This window comes from Allobosea sp. RAF48, from assembly GCF_052114025.1.
Classification (GTDB): Bacteria; Pseudomonadota; Alphaproteobacteria; order Rhizobiales; family Beijerinckiaceae; genus Allobosea.
The window spans coordinates 220,884-235,288 of the sequence record NZ_JBFRDZ010000013.1; the positions used below are offsets into that span (position 1 = coordinate 220,884).

The 14,405-nt window shown below is 66.1% G+C and carries 8 protein-coding genes; 4 read left to right on the forward strand and 4 right to left on the reverse strand.

Translation table 11 applies throughout. The annotated features are described in order from the left end of the window. Positions 1–27: 27 nt before the first annotated feature. Positions 28–1,083: a threonine aldolase family protein gene (locus AB4Z10_RS22470; protein WP_441472614.1), complete on the reverse strand. Its 1,056-nt coding sequence runs from the start codon at positions 1,081–1,083 to the stop codon at positions 28–30. 614 nt (positions 1,084–1,697) lie between these two features. On the opposite strand from AB4Z10_RS22470, the gene gltB reads away from it, so the two are divergent. The 3 genes from gltB to AB4Z10_RS22485 all read left to right on the forward strand — a co-directional run bounded on the left by gltB (position 1,698) and on the right by AB4Z10_RS22485 (position 9,221). Further along, positions 1,698–6,386: a glutamate synthase large subunit gene (gene gltB / locus AB4Z10_RS22475; RefSeq protein WP_441472615.1), complete on the forward strand. Its 4,689-nt coding sequence runs from the start codon at positions 1,698–1,700 to the stop codon at positions 6,384–6,386. Positions 6,387–6,484: 98 nt separating this feature from the next. Beyond that, positions 6,485–7,909, forward strand: coding sequence for a glutamate synthase subunit beta (locus AB4Z10_RS22480; protein WP_441472616.1), 1,425 nt, complete (start codon positions 6,485–6,487; stop codon positions 7,907–7,909). Positions 7,910–8,201: 292 nt separating this feature from the next. After that, the gene (locus AB4Z10_RS22485; RefSeq protein WP_441472617.1) at positions 8,202–9,221 is read left to right on the forward strand and encodes a helix-turn-helix domain-containing protein; all 1,020 of its coding nucleotides are present in this window, start codon (positions 8,202–8,204) and stop codon (positions 9,219–9,221) included. Between the two features lie 91 nt (positions 9,222–9,312). On the opposite strand, the gene AB4Z10_RS22490 is transcribed toward AB4Z10_RS22485, so the two are convergent. Together AB4Z10_RS22490 and AB4Z10_RS22495 are read right to left on the reverse strand one after the other, a co-directional pair. Further along, a complete protein-coding gene (locus AB4Z10_RS22490) occupies positions 9,313–9,522 on the reverse strand; it encodes a hypothetical protein (RefSeq protein WP_441472618.1) in 210 nt (69 codons plus the stop codon). 90 nt (positions 9,523–9,612) lie between these two features. Then, positions 9,613–11,052: a DUF1254 domain-containing protein gene (locus AB4Z10_RS22495; protein WP_441472619.1), complete on the reverse strand. Its 1,440-nt coding sequence runs from the start codon at positions 11,050–11,052 to the stop codon at positions 9,613–9,615. 604 nt (positions 11,053–11,656) lie between these two features. Here AB4Z10_RS22495 and AB4Z10_RS22500 point away from each other — a divergent pair. Beyond that, complete coding sequence (locus AB4Z10_RS22500) at positions 11,657–13,171, forward strand: ATP-binding cassette domain-containing protein (RefSeq protein WP_441472620.1); 1,515 nt, start codon at positions 11,657–11,659, stop codon at positions 13,169–13,171. 2 nt (positions 13,172–13,173) lie between these two features. On the opposite strand, the gene AB4Z10_RS22505 is transcribed toward AB4Z10_RS22500, so the two are convergent. Then, positions 13,174–14,370, reverse strand: coding sequence for an SGNH/GDSL hydrolase family protein (locus AB4Z10_RS22505; RefSeq protein ID WP_441472621.1), 1,197 nt, complete (start codon positions 14,368–14,370; stop codon positions 13,174–13,176). Positions 14,371–14,405 lie beyond the last annotated feature (35 nt).

The following is a 14,405-nucleotide window of genomic DNA, read 5'->3' on the forward strand; positions in this document are numbered from 1 at the left end:
CTGGAAACGGGGCTGAAATGCGCCTCTTCAGCCTGCGATGGAGGCGATCAGGCGCTCGACATGCTCCGGCTCGGTCGCAAAGGACATGACGAAGCGGCCGACGATCTCGCCGTCCCGAAGCGGCGCTTCCGGCGGCAGCGAGCGGGCCGACCAGTCATAATAGCCGACGTCGGCCGCCTTCAGCCGCTCCTGGACGGCGGGCGGCAGCACGATGAAGACCTCGTTCGCCTGGCAGGGCCAGGCCAGGCGCGCCTCGCTGCCTTGCGCGACCGAATCCGCCAGGCGCCTGGCTCGGGCGTTGGCATGGCGGGCGAGGTCGAGCCAATGATCGTCGGCGAGGAGCCCCTCGAACTGGGCGCCAAGGAAACGGCCCTTCGACAGGGTCTGGCCGGCGCGCTTGCGGCGCCACTTCATCTCCTCGGCATGGCCGGGATCGAAGAAGATCACGGCCTCGGCCGCGAGCGCGCCATTCTTGGTGCCACCGAAGGAGAGCACGTCAACGCCGGCCTTCCAGGTGACCTCCGCGGGCGTGCAGCCGAGCGTGACCAGCGCATTGGCGAAGCGCGCGCCGTCCATATGCAGCTTGAGGCCGCGCGGGGTGACGGCGTCCTTCAGCGCCCGCACTTCGTCAGGCGTATAGACGGTGCCGCATTCGGTGGCCTGGGTGATCGACAGCGCCTGGGCCTGGACCTGATGGAAATCGCCGTCGCGCAGATGCGAGAGCGCCTTCGCCACGGTCTGCGGCTGCAGCTTGGCGCCGGTGCCGGGCAGGTCGACCAGCTTTGCGCCATTGCTGAAGAATTCCGGGGCACCACACTCGTCCTCGACGATATGGGCTTCCTCATGGGTGAGGACGGCGCCCCAGGGCCGCACGATGCTGGCCAGCGCCAGCGCATTCGCCGCCGTGCCCGTGAGGACAAGGAAGACCGAGACCTCGCGCTCGAAGATCGCGGCGAAGCGCTCCTCGACGCGGCGCGTCCACTCGTCCTTGCCATAGGGAGAGGCGTTGCCCTCATTGGCGGCGGCGAGCGCGGCCATGACGCGAGGGCTGGCGGCGGCGGTGTTGTCGCTGAAGAAATGCATGACCGAGGGTTAGGCGGATGGCGGTCTGCTGCCAAGCGGGCGCCGGGAAAGGGGGGCCTGCGCGGCGCGCCGGGCTGAAACCTCGCTGCATGCCCAAAAACAAGAAGCGTGCTGCCGGAGTTAGGCTTTCGTCTCGGAAATGTCTGGCGTGGATTCAATTTTGCAATAAAATTTCGCCGCGGTGCAAAATCGACGCTTGTGCGCAGATTGGAATTCTGGCAAGTTCATCTCAATAGGACAGTGTTGCTGTCCCATTTTTCACCGCGCCGACCGAAAGCCGATGCAGGCTGGAGGTCGCGCCGTCGCATGGAGCGGAGCATGACGAGGGGCCGGGCTAAACACGCCAAAGCCAACCGTACGTGCACCGCCCGTAAAACGACGGGCTGAAGACAGGCGCGAGCGGGCGAGAGAACGCCCGGGGCGCCTGCGGAGGACGCGGGCGCGGTGGAAACAAAGCGCAAGCAAGCCTCTGACAAGACGACGGCCGAGCCGCCTTGGCCCCACCTTGCTGCTGACGCAACGTCGGCACTGAGGGCCGGAGCGGCGAGGATTGTGGACTGACGGGTCTACCTGCCGGCGGCGCGCCAGCGGGTTCTGGGAAGCGGGGTTTGACGATGAGCGTGACCAGCAAGTCGAGCGGCGCAGAGGGCTTCGAGCGTTTTCCGGCCGTGCGCGACCCGGCGATGCCGACGCATCAGGGCCTGTACCATCCCCGCAACGAGAAAGACTCCTGCGGCGTCGGTTTCATCGCCGACATGAAGAACCGCAAGAGCCACGCCATCGTCCAGCAGGGCCTGCAGATCCTGCACAATCTCGATCATCGCGGCGCCGTCGGCGCCGATCCGAAGCTCGGCGACGGCTGCGGCATCCTCGTCCAGATCCCGCATCGCTTCTTCAAGGAAGAGACGGGCAAGCTCGGCATCGAGCTGCCCGAGCCCGGCTTCTATGCCATCGGCCAGTTCTTCATGCCGCGCGACCCGGCGATCCGCGCGCTCTGCGAGGAGATCATCTCCCAGACCGTCGAGGAGGAAGGGCTGAACTTCCTCGGCTGGCGCGACGTGCCGGTCGACAATGCCGATCTCGGCAAGGCGGTGCTGGAAACCGAGCCGGTGCATCGCCAGCTCTTCGTCGGCCGCCCCGACGACATCACTAGCGAGGACGAGTTCGAGCGGCAGGTCTACGTTCTCAGAAAGTCGGTCTCGAACAAGGTCTACAAGCACCAGGAGCGCAAGACGGCGGAATACTACCCCGTCTCGATGTCCTGCCGCACCATCGTCTACAAGGGCATGGTGCTGGTGAACCAGCTCGGCTCCTACTTCAAGGATTTGCAGGACGAGCGCTTCGACAGCGCGATCGCCCTCGTCCACCAGCGCTTCGCGACCAACACCTTCCCGTCCTGGCGCCTCGCGCACCCCTACCGGATGGTCGCCCATAACGGCGAGATCAACACGCTGCGCGGCAACGTCAACTGGATGGCGGCCCGGCAGGCGAGCGTCGATTCCGACCTGTTCGGCTCGGACATCTCGAAGCTCTGGCCGATCTCCTATGAAGGCCAGTCCGACACTGCCTGCTTCGACAACGCGCTCGAATTCCTGGTTCAGGGCGGCTACTCGCTCGCCCACGCCATGATGATGCTGGTGCCCGAGGCGTGGAACGGCAACCCGCTGATGAACGAGGAGCGGCGCGCCTTCTACGAGTACCATGCCGCGCTGATGGAGCCCTGGGACGGGCCCGCGGCGATCGCCTTCACCGACGGGCGCCAGATCGGCGCGACGCTGGACCGCAACGGCCTCAGGCCCGCGCGCTATCTCGTCACCGATGACGGGCTCGTCGTGCTCGCTTCCGAGTTCGGCGTGCTGCCGATCCCGGAGGAGAAGATCGTCGAGAAGTGGCGCCTGCAGCCGGGCAAGATGCTGCTGATCGACCTGGAGCAGGGCCGCATCATCGGCGACGACGAGATCAAGACCTCCTTGTGCCTCGCCAACCCCTACAAGGACTGGCTGAAGCGCACCCAGATCGTGCTGGAGGACCTGCCCCCGGTCGAGGCACGTGCGTCGCGCACGGACGTGCCGCTGCTCGATCGCCAGCAGTCGTTCGGCTACACCACGGAAGATGTCCGGCTGCTGATGGCGCCGATGGCGGTGACCGGACAGGAAGCCGTCGGCTCGATGGGCACGGACACGCCGATCTCGGCGCTCTCGCTCAAGTCGAAGCTGCTCTACACCTATTTCAAGCAGAACTTCGCGCAGGTCACGAACCCGCCGATCGATCCGATCCGCGAGGAGCTGGTGATGAGCCTGCTGTCCTTCATCGGGCCGCGTCCGAACATCCTCGATCTCGAGGGCACCTCGCGGCGCAAGCGGCTGGAGGTGCGCACCCCGATCCTGACCAATGACGATCTAGAGAAGATCCGCTGCATCGGTCATTACGAGGACCGCTTCGACACCAAGACCATCGACTTCACCTACCCGGCGCGCGAGGGCGCGGCCGGTATGGAAGGCGCGCTGGCGCGGCTCTGCGAGCGCGCGGAGGCTGCGGTCCATGGCGGCTACAACATCATCATCCTGTCCGACCGGCAGGTCGGACCGGACCGCATCCCGATCCCGGCGCTGCTGGCCACGGCGGCGGTGCACCATCACCTGATCCGCAAGGGCCTGCGGACCTCGGTCGGCCTCGTCGTCGAATCCGGCGAGCCGCGCGAGATCCATCACTTCTGCTGCCTCGCCGGCTACGGCGCCGAGGCGATCAACCCCTATCTCGCCTTCGACACCCTGCTCGACCAGCATGCGCAGGGCGCCTTCCCCGAGGAGGTCGACGCCGACGAGGTGGTGAAGCGCTATATCAAGTCGGTCGGCAAGGGCGTGCTGAAGGTGATGTCCAAGATGGGCATCTCGACCTACCAATCCTATTGCGGCGCGCAGATCTTCGATGCCGTCGGCCTGAAGAGCGCCTTCGTCGACAAGTTCTTCTTCGGCACCGGCACGGCGATCGAGGGCGTCGGCCTGGAGGAGATCGCCGAGGAGAGCCTGCGCCGCCACCGCGACGCCTTCGGCGACTCCCCGCTCTATCGGAACAGCCTCGATATCGGCGGCGAGTACATGTACCGCGTCCGCGGCGAGGACCATGTCTGGAAGCCGGATGTCGTCGCCTCGCTGCAGCATGCGGTGCGCCTCAATGCGCGCGAGCGCTACGAGGATTTCGCCAGGCAGGTGAATGACGACGCGCAGCGGCTCAGCACCATCCGCGGCCTGTTCAAGGTCAAGATGGCCAGTGACGACGGGCGGGCGCCCGTGCCGCTGGAGAGCGTCGAGTCGGCTGCCGATATCGTCAAGCGCTTCGCCACCGGGGCGATGTCGTTCGGCTCGATCTCGCGCGAGGCCCACGAGACGCTCGCCATCGCGATGAACCAGATCGGCGGCAAGTCGAACACCGGCGAGGGCGGCGAGGAGTCGATCCGCTTCAAGCCGATGCCGGACGGTCGCTCCAAGCGCTCTGCGATCAAGCAGATCGCGTCCGGCCGCTTCGGCGTCACCACCGAATATCTCGTCAATTCCGACGTCATGCAGATCAAGGTCGCGCAGGGCGCCAAGCCCGGCGAGGGCGGTCAGCTCCCCGGCCACAAGGTCGATGCCAAGATCGCGCGGACCCGGCATTCGACGCCGGGTGTCGGCCTGATCTCGCCGCCGCCGCACCATGACATCTATTCGATCGAGGATCTGGCGCAGCTGATCTTCGACCTGAAGAACGTCAACCCGGCGGCCGATGTCTCGGTGAAGCTCGTCTCCGAGATCGGCGTCGGCACGGTCGCGGCTGGCGTCGCCAAGTCGCGCGCCGACCACATCACCATCTCCGGCTTCGAGGGCGGCACGGGCGCAAGCCCCCTGACCTCGCTGAAGCATGCCGGCTCGCCCTGGGAGATCGGCCTTGCCGAGACGCAGCAGACGCTGGTGCTGAACCAGTTGCGCGGCCGCGTGGCCCTGCAGGTCGATGGTGGCCTGCGCACCGGCCGCGACGTCATCATCGGCGCGCTGCTCGGGGCCGACGAGTTCGGCTTCTCGACCGCGCCGCTGATCGCCGCCGGCTGCATCATGATGCGCAAGTGCCACCTCAACACCTGCCCGGTCGGCGTCGCGACGCAGGACCCGGTGCTGCGCAAGCGCTTCAAGGGCCTGCCCGAGCATGTGGTGAACTACTTCTTCTTCGTGGCTGAGGATGTCCGCCAGATCATGGCGGAGATGGGCTTCACCAAGATCGAGGAGATCGTCGGCCGCGCGGACCTGCTCGACAAGCGGGAGGCGATCGAGCACTGGAAGGCGAAGGGCCTCGACTTCACCAAGCTGTTCCACAAGGTCGATCTGCCGGAGGTGGCGATCCGCCATGTCGAGCTGCAGAAGCACCCGATCGACACAGTGCTGGACCGCAGGCTCATCAAGGCGGCGGAAGGCGCGATCGAGACCGGCGCCCCGGTCGTGATCGAGGAGCGCATCTGCAACGTCGATCGCTCCACCGGTGCGATGCTCTCGGGCTCCGTCGCGAAGAGGTACGGCCATGCCGGCCTGCCGGACGACACCATCACCGTGAAGCTCAAGGGCACCTCGGGTCAGAGCTTCGCGGCCTTCCTCGCGGCGGGCGTCACCGTCGAGCTCACCGGCCAGGCCAACGACTATGTCGGCAAGGGCCTGTCGGGCGGGAAGATCATCGTGAAGCCGGATCCCGCCGCAAAGGCGGTGCCGGAGCGCTCGATCATCGTCGGCAACACCGTGCTGTACGGCGCGATCGCGGGCGAGGCCTATTTCCGCGGCGTGGCGGGCGAGCGCTTCGCGGTGCGCAACTCCGGCGCCATCGCGGTGGTGGAAGGCACGGGCGACCATGGCTGCGAGTACATGACCGGCGGCGTCGTCGCGGTCATCGGCCAGACCGGGCGCAACTTCGCCGCGGGCATGTCGGGCGGCATCGCCTATGTGCTGGACGAGGACGGCACCTTCAAGTCGCGCTGCAACCTCTCGATGGTCGATCTCGAGCCGGTCGAGGAGGAAGAGGAGCTGATGGAGCGGCTGCACCATCACGGCGGCGATCTCGAGCACAAGGGTCGCATCGACATGACCAACATGTCCGGCCATGACGAGGAGCGCCTGATGCAGATGCTGACGAACCACGCCAACTACACCGGCTCGGAGCGCGCTCGCACGATCCTCGACAACTGGGCGGATTACCGCACCAGGTTCGTCAAGGTGATGCCGGTCGAATACCGCCGCGCGCTGCGCGAGATGGAACAGGCCCGCACCTTGCAGGCCGCGGAATAAGCGAAACGCGCCACCCGCCGGGGCCCGAACGGCCCCGGTCACGCGATCAGACAGGCACGCGCGCGGGGACGACCCGGGCACACGGCGAGAGAAACGGCATGGGCAAGGTCACAGGCTTTCTCGAATTCGACCGGCAGGAGCAGAAATATCAGCTCGCCGGCGACCGCATCCGGCATTTCCGCGAGTTCACGCTCCCGCTGGAGGAGCGCGACATCAAGAAGCAGGCGGCGCGCTGCATGGATTGCGGCATCCCCTTCTGCCATGGGCCGACGGGCTGCCCGGTGCACAACCAGATTCCGGACTGGAACGAGCTCGTCTATTCCGGCGCCTGGGAGGATGCGCTGCGCAACCTCCACTCCACCAATAACTTCCCGGAGTTCACCGGCCGCATCTGCCCTGCGCCTTGCGAGGAAGCCTGCACGCTCAACCTCGAGAACATGCCGGTGACGATCAAGACGATCGAGCAGGCGATCGCCGACAAGGGCTGGCAGGAAGGCTGGATCGCGCCGGAAATTCCGGCCAAGCGCACCGGCAAGCGCATCGCCATCGTCGGCTCCGGTCCGGCCGGAATGGCCGCGGCGCAGCAGCTCGCCCGCGTCGGCCATGACGTCCATGTCTATGAGCGCGAGGCCAAGGCCGGCGGCCTGCTGCGCTACGGCATCCCCGACTTCAAGATGGAGAAGGGGCATATCGATCGCCGCGTGAAGCAGATGGAAGCGGAGGGCGTCACCTTCCACTACAACGCCAATGTCGGCGTGACCCTGCCCTTCGCCACGCTCGTCGCCGAGCATGATGCGGTGCTGATGACGGGCGGTGCGGAAGCGCCGCGCGATCCCGGCCTGCCGGACACCAATCTGGCGGGCGTGCATTACGCGATGCCGTACCTCACCCAGCAGAACAAGCGGGTCGGCGGCGAGGACGTATCGAACGAGGCGCCGATCCTGGCCGCGGGCAAGCATGTCGTGGTGGTCGGCGGCGGCGATACGGCCTCGGACTGCGTCGGCACCGCCTTCCGGCAAGGCGCGCTCTCGGTGACGCAGCTCGACATCCGGCCGATGGCGCCGGAGATCGAGGACAAGCTCACCGTCTGGCCGTACTGGCCGACGAAGTTCCGCACCTCCTCGTCGCAGGCCGAGGGCGCCGAGCGCGAGTTCCAGGCGGCGACGCTCGGACTGGAAGGCCGCAAAGGCCGGCTGACCGGCGTGAGATGCGCGCGCGTCGACGAGAAGCGCAAGCCGATCCCCGGCACCGAATTCGTGCTGCAGGCCGATCTCTGCTTCCTTGCCATCGGCTTTGCCGGTTCGCTGATCGAGGGCATGATCGCGCAGTCGGGCGCGGCGGTGGACAAGCGCGCCAACGTCGTCGCCAATGACCGCGACTACAAGACCAGCACCGACAAGGTCTTTGTCGCCGGAGACATGCGCCGCGGCCAGTCGCTCGTGGTCTGGGCGATCCGCGAGGGGCGACAGGCGGCGCACGCCATCGACAAGGAGCTGATGGGCGCGACGATCCTGCCGGTGTGAGGTCGCCGCCGTCCCGGCGCGATCTCGGTTCAATCTCTTCCCAGCAGCCCGGATCGGCCGATGTGCCGGTCCGGGCGCGCTGCGTTTTACAAGTGATCATAAGGCGGCGCAGTGATACCCGATCAGCCGCAGATGCGGCCGCTCGGAGCACCGAATTGTTGCGAATTCATCGATGAGAGCGATATCTGCCTAGGAAATCGGCAGGATTTGTCGTTGCCCGGAATAAATACTTGACCTGAGCGCCGCGGTGGAGTGCAAGCGCGCTTGTGTCCTTCCCCTGTCGCTTGGTCAGATGACGCCGGTTATTTTCACAACGGTCGGCCTCCCCAAAGCGAAGCAGCTGGATGCTTGGCGCGGTTGGTTCGACGCGGTCTTCGATGTCGAGGTCGACGATCCTCAGGCCGGCTTTTCCGCGACCAGCGAGATCTGGAATTTCGGTGGTTTCGGCCTGAGCCGCGTGCAGGCGCCGAAATTGCGCGCGTCCCGCACGGCCGACCTCGTCCGGCGCAACCCCATCGACCACTGGAACATCACGATCGGCCACAAGCGGACGTTCGGAGAGGCGGGGCGGCAGCGCTCGATCGACGTGCCCGCCGATACGCCCTTCGTGGCATCGCTGGGGCGCGAGCTCGTCAGTTTCCGCGAGGCCGACGACCGGCTGCAGCTCTATCTGCCGCGCGACACCTTTCCTGAAGTGACCGCCATCCTGGAAGGGGCGGAGGGCCGGCCGCTCAGCGACGCGATGGGCAAGCTTCTGGCCGAGTTCATTGTCCTGCTGGCGCGTAACGTTTCAAGCTTCTCCGAGGCGGATTTGCCCGGCCTGCAGACCGCCGTGCGCGGCATGCTGCTCGCCTGCATCGCGCCATCGTCGGATCACAATTCCCTCGGTGCCGCGCCGGTCGCGGTGACCCGCAAGGAGATCGTCCGGCGCATCGTCGACCGCAACCTGCAGAGCAACGCTCTCGGGCCGGATCTCCTTTGCCGGGAGGCGGGCATGTCCCGCTCCCAGCTCTATCGCCTGCTCGAAAGCGAGGGGGGCGTGAGGAACTACATCCAGCGGCGACGCCTGAAGCAGTCCTTCGCGGAGCTGTCGAACGGCGCCAATTTCGGCTCGATTGCAGCCATCGCCGAGGGGCTGGGTTTTCCCGATCCGTCGAGCTTCAGCCGCTCCTTCAAGAAGGAGTTCGGCCTGACGCCGAAGGACGTGATGCATGCGACGCTGTCGGGGATTCCCGCGAACGCCGCCTATGGGACCCCGCCCGATGCCGAACTGAACCTGCGCGACCTTCTGGCGCAGATCGCGCGAGGTTAGAGTCGATCCCATCAGGTTGAACCGACCGGATGGGCCAATCCATCTCCCGCTTTTGGAAGGAGCCCGTTCCGGACGGGCGAAGGGCAGGGCTTCAGCCGCGTCCTCGCTGCCGGTCGAGGGCCCCCTGCAGTTGCTCGACGCGGATGGCCAGCGCTTCCTTGGTCAGATTGATCCCTTCCGGCGCCCCGTCGATCGACAAAAGGATACCTCGCTCGGCCATGTCGAGCTGCTCCTGTGCGAGTTCCAGGTGCTTCATCAAGGTTTGCGTAACGCGGTCCTTGGCCGCCTGGTCCGTATCCATAGCGCCCTCGCATTTTTGCTCGCGATCGAGCGACGATCGCATAGCCGAGACGACGAGCCAAGCCGAAGCCGGGAGCCTCACATTTCGGCCTCACGCCATGGCCTTGCTCACCGGCGGGATTTTCCACGTCCCATTGATGATCGAGGGGCTCTTTTCGTTGGGCCAGTACATTCTCAGCATCAGAATGAAATCGCCTTTCGGAGCCGGCAGCCAATTGGATTCCCTGTCTTTCCCGGGGGATTCATTCTGGATGTAGAGATCGGTCGAGCCGTCCGGATTGGACTTCAGATTTTGCCGGGCGCTGATCGAATAGCGATTGATCGGATTGTCGACGAAGAAATAGTCGGCGTCATACATCGTCAGGGACCAGAACCCGTTGACGGGCGGCAACTGACCCTTCGGGAAGCGCATGACATATTTGTTCGCGCCACTGTACTTCCGCCCCTCGGAATCTTTCAGCGAGGTCGGGTAAATTGCGTCTTGAGGCCGGTTGGCGCCGAGCCCGATCGCCGTGACCAGCGCCCGCATCAGGTAGTCCGTGCCATAGATCCCGGTCTTCGTCGTGAAGCCCCAGCCTTTCTCGTCCCGGACCTCCTTGTTGGTCTTGAACTGGATCATGATCCGGTCGAAGGCGACCTCGGGAACGCGCTTGAGGAAATCGGCCTTGAGCTTGCTCGCATCGAAATCCTGCCCGGGAACGATCCCGATCCGCGCGAATTTCGCGATCTGCAGGGCATCCGCAGCGGCCGGCGGATTGTCCTTCATCAGCTTGCTCAGCAGCGTGAAATAAGACACCGCGTCCATGCGGTTTACCTGCTCGCGGACCGCCATTTTCATATCGACCGAGGGATCGACGGTCCCGGGCGGCGGCGTATAGGGCTTGCCATAGGAACTCAGCGGGACGAGCTTGAAGGCGTCTTGGAGCTTATGAACCTCGGCATAGTCCTCCGGAGTGCCCGTGCAATAGATGCGCCCCAGCAACCAGACGATGCTCGTTTGAGATTTGTACTCCTTGACCCCTGACGGAAGGGTCCCTTTCCATCCGGGGCCCGTAATCGCATAGGTCTGCGCGCCGGTTCCCGTCGTGCGCTTGCCCGGGACCTGGAAGACGTTCGTCCAGCCGTCGAGCATCGGCATGAGAAAATAGCGGCCGTTCATGTCCGGGATGCTCAGGACCCATGGCTCCTTGCCGACATCGAAGAACGCCGTGGTGTAGAGTGTGTCTGCGTTGGGCGCCGTGACATCCCTGAAGGAAGCGTTCGGATATTCGCGCAACCTGATGATCGTGCCCATCGGCGCGCGCGTTCCCACCGGCGCCGCGACATTGGTGACGATCTTGCGGGTCATCTCCATGGTGACCAGCGGATAGCCGTAGATATAGGCGTCGGTGGCGAGCCAGAAATCCTCCATGCCTTCGCCGATTCCGAGAAACTTGTCGAACTCGGCCCGGCTCGGCGAGGCAAGCGAGGATCCGGCCAACAGGCTGACACCACCGAGAGCCAGATTTCGACGGGTAATAGGTTCCGGCATCTTTAGCCTCCCTCGATGTAAGTGCGTTTCAGACGTCGATCGAACATTCGATTGAAGTTGAGCGCGGATGGGGACCCCGTGACAGGCTCGCCGTCGATCGCACCCGAATGTCGATCTGCGGGATTTCCGGAGTGATCATCTGCCGAGCACTGGGGCACCCCGATGCGATGCTGCAGAGAGATGCCTGCGACGAACGAGAATTGCCGATCAGGCGGCCCGCGGGGAGTAGGTTACGGTAGGATGCGTGCCCCCTTTTGCCAGGCGGAGAGGCGCGGCGGGGGCTACGTGTCCGGGCAGCAATCGGTCGTAGACGCAGCGGTTCCGTCGGCGCCGCACCGGGCGCTCCGCGAGATGACCGGCGCCGCGAGTGCTACGGTCATGCCGTGGACGCACTGTTCATCCGGGCCGACGCCGCTATGGTGGCGGCCATGGAATCGAAACAGAGGGGGAAGCTGGCGCTGAGCCAGGGCTTCCATTTCCGCACCCGAGGACCTGTTTCCGCCCCGCGCTTCACCTCGCGGGGCTGACCGGGAGCGCATCGCCGTCTCATCGTCAGCCCTTTTCGGCGCGCTCGTTCGCGCCTGCCTGACTTCATGAGATTCCGATGTCCCTGATCGCCATCAAAGACCTTTCGCTCGTCCGCAACGCGCCGCTTTTCGCCGGGCTCAACCTCTCCATCGCCAAGGGCGATCGCCTCGGTCTCGTCGCCGCCAATGGCCGCGGCAAATCCTCGCTCCTGCGCATCCTCGCCGATCAGGACGAGGCCACGGGCGGGACGCTGACCCGAGCCCGCGGGCTCGTCAGTGCCTTCGCGCCGCAAGATCCGCCCGAGCGCCTCCTGCCGATGAGCTTCTACGAGGCGGTACGCGACGCGCTCGACGCCGAGGCCGCCGAAACCGAGAGCTGGCGGGTCGACGTGCTGCTGGATGACCTCATGGTTGACGAGGGGCTGCGCGGCCGTGCCGTCCACAGCCTGTCGGGCGGCTGGCAGCGGACGATGCTGCTGGCCCGGGCTGCGGTCGTCGAACCGGATCTGCTGCTGCTGGACGAGCCGACCAACCATCTCGACCTCGAACGGATCGGCTTGCTGCAACGCTTCCTTGCCGCCCTGCCGCGCGATTGCGCCGTTGTCGCCGCGAGCCATGACCGCGCCTTCCTCGACGATGCCAGCACGCGCACCCTGTTCCTGCGTCCGGCGGAAAGCGCCGATTTCGCCTTGCCCTATTCGCGGGCACTGCAGGCGCTGGAGGAGCGCGATGCGGCGCGCGGCCGGCAGTTCGAAAATGACATGCGCAAGGTCCGGGCGCTCAGGCAGCAGGCGGCCAAGCTCAAGAACATCGGCATCAACTCCGGCTCCGATCTGCTGGTGGTCAAGACCAAGCAATTGTCCGAGCGAGCCGACAGGCTGGAGGAGAGTGCGCGGCCGGCCCATAAGGAGCGCTCGGCCGGGGCGATCCGGCTCGTCAACAGCGGCACCCATGCCAAGGCGCTGGTCGCGATCAAGGATACGGCGATCGCCGTGCCGGACGGGCGGCCGCTCTTCCGCACCGGACAGCTCTGGATCGAGAACGGAGACCGGATCGCGCTGCTCGGTGCGAACGGCAGCGGCAAGACGCGCTTCGTCACGCGGCTGCGGGCGGCGTTCGACGGGTCCGATGCGGATATCCGCGCCGCTGCGAGCCTCAAGGCCGGCTTCTCCGACCAGGCGCTCTCGCAGCTCGATGCTTGGCCGACGCCCTGGGCGGCCGTCAAGGGCGCGAGCGATGTCGGCGACCAGCTGGCGCGCACGCTGCTCGCGGGTGCCGGCATCGCCAGCGAGGCGCAGGGTGCGCCGCTCGCCCGGCTGTCGGGAGGGCAGAGGGCACGGCTCGCCATGCTGCTGCTGCGCCTTGCCCAGCCGAATTTCTACCTGCTGGACGAGCCGACCAACCATCTCGACATCGAAGGTCAGGATATGCTGGAGCGCGAGCTCACCGAGCATGGCGCGGCCTGCCTGCTGGTCAGCCATGACCGCGCCTTCGTCCGCGCCGTGGCGACTCGGGTCTGGGTCATCACGGGCAAGAAGCTGGTCGAGGTCGATGATCCCGATCCCGTGTTCGACCGGCTGATGGCGGGCTGAGCTCAGCGCGGCCAGCGATAATCATCGAGCCGGCCGGGGACGGGATCGGGCGCGATGCCCTGGCCGAAGACGCGCTCGAGCTGCAGCTCAGCGTCGCCACGCCCGCGTGCCTCGGTGATCGAGGCCAGCAGTGGCTGCCCGGATATCGGGGTCTGCCCGGTCAGCGGCTGGATAGGCCCTGCCAGCGGGCGCGCCTGCAGGGCCGGGGGCAGGCCGATCGTCGGCACGCCGGCGACCATCTGATCGATCAGGCGCTCGACGCCGCCGGGTTGCAGCTCGGGGGTGGAGGGTGCGCCGGTCTCGGGCGAGACGGGCAGGGCGATCACGCTGTTCTGCGGCGCCGCCTCGATGATGCGGCGGATGACGAGATCGACGAAATGGGCGGCCTTGCGGGCGCCCGCAGCGGTGAAATGGATGCCGTCGCCGAGGCGCAGCCGTGTCGGCTGGCCGGACACGTCCGGACCTGTCGCGGTGTAGCGGTTCTCGGCATCGACGAAGCCGCCCCACAGATCGACATATTGCCCGCCGGCCTTCTCGACGCGCTGGCGGTAGAGTTCGTTGAACGAGACGAAATCGGCCGAGAGCCGGCCGTTCTGCACCGGTGGTGCACCGACCCAGATCAGCGGGATGCGACGGGCTGCGAAGGCGTTTGCGATGAGGTCGACGCGGTCGCGATAGAGTTCGAGCCAGCGCGGACTTAAGGGATCGAGAACGGCCTCGCCCTCGCGGATGGGCTGCCGGTCGTTGAGCCCGACCAGCATGACGCCGAGGGTGATCTTCTGGTCGCCGGCCAGGATCCCGTCGACCGCCTTCGGCCAGTCGTAGAAGTCGGTCCGGACGAGGCCCGAATCCGGCTTGGACTTGTGGATCACCTCGACGTCGGGGCGGTCGTTGAGGGCCTCGTCGAGGCCGTTGGCGAGGAGATTTGCGAGCGAATCGCCGATCACCACGATGTGGCTGCTGACATCGACCTTGGGAATGACCGGATCGTCCCGGACGACGACGGGGGCCTCGCGGCGGCGGATGACGGGGGCGACACGCTGGCGTGGCTGCGGCGCCGCACGCTGCGGAGCAGCCGGCAATTGCCAGAAGAGCTGAAAGAGGTTGCGCTGTTGCTGCTGGGCAAGGGAAACCGGCCCGCCCGTAACGAGGAGCAGGCAGGCGGCAGTCAGAACCAGGGCGAACGAACGCCGACGCATCTGCCTATCCGATCCAGCGGCGCCTATGCCGGGCA